The following is a 1,203-nucleotide window of genomic DNA, read 5'->3' as shown; positions in this document are numbered from 1 at the left end:
CCCTTAAATTTAGAGCAGAACATAAAGGTATCAACCAAAGTTGCCACCAACCAAACCAGCTCTTTAGTTTTAGGCTACAAGGTAGATAAGGATGGCTACTTTACAGATGAGTTTAATAAGCAAGCTGGCATCCCAAGTGACTATAAAATTCACTCAAGCACGCTGGAGTCGTTAGTAAGGATAGAGACGCAGTCTGACTATATGCAAAGGACTTTTGACAGCATCGATATACTAAAAACCGTAAATAATGCCTACAAAATCCTCTCCCAAGTAGTTGGCGAAGACACACTAAACTCAAAAGATAGCTTTAGCTTAGACGAGATAAGAAATTTCCCTCAAGGCTTTTCTTATAACCGCCAAAGTATGCAAGTAACTAAAATCCATAACTCCATTCATGAATTTGGCTCGGCTGCGGCTGATTTTAACGGCAAAGAGTCAAATAAGCAGATGATAAGCACGCTTTTTTTCAACCCAAGCTTTAATGGTGGAGATGGCAGGCAGCCACTAAAGCCAACAACAGATATCTTTAACAATAACAATGGCGGCAAAGAGAGTGTAGGCAGTGGTGTTTTTATCGATCCGCATGGAGAGAAATACACTAATAAAGACGGCTCAATAACTAAAGGCGGACTTATAGCAGCCGTTATAAACAACAACCTTGATGTAAGAGAGGGCGAGACAACCGCAAAAGGCAAAAGAGAAGGCTACGATAAGAGCATAGATAGCAAAGAATTTAATAGGGCATTTGAGCTGTTTGATCTAATGGGCGAGATGAAATTTGGACCTGGCTTTATAAATGCTACTGATAACGATATAGCTGGCATGCCTAAATATATGCAAGATCATATTAGGTCTAAAAGAGACTTTGTCTATATCGACTTACAAAGTGGCTTTGTCAGCACTCCTGAAGATAGACGTAGGGGATATGAAGAAGACGAACTATCATTTAAAAAGATGATGGAGCATAATCTAAAAATGCTAAAGCTACTCTTTGGTGAGATAGATAAAGATGGCAAAAAGAGCAAAGACTTTATGGATAGCTTTTTAAAATTTAGCATGCCGCCTTTAAATTTAGTAAAAGAGCTAAACGAAAACCCAGCTGGAAAATATCTAGTAGATATGCTTGGTATAAAAAGAGATGTTGATATAAAGGCGTAAGGGGGAGTTAAAATGATAACTAGCATAAACGGACCTAGCAACACA

General features: G+C 38.6%; 1 protein-coding gene. It reads left to right on the top strand.

The genetic code is table 11. The features are described 5' to 3' along the window. Positions 1-1,158 (top strand): Cj0814 family flagellar-dependent secreted protein (locus tag F3G91_RS10160; RefSeq protein ID WP_223227878.1); only part of this gene is annotated, 1,158 nt, incomplete at its 5' end. Positions 1,159-1,203 lie beyond the last annotated feature (45 nt).

Origin of the sequence: Campylobacter concisus, assembly GCF_902460715.1 — a bacterium.
GTDB classification, from domain to species: Bacteria; Campylobacterota; Campylobacteria; order Campylobacterales; family Campylobacteraceae; genus Campylobacter_A; species Campylobacter_A concisus_AK.
Note: the sequence above shows the minus strand (reverse complement) of the source record. Positions and strands in the feature narration are given on the sequence as shown.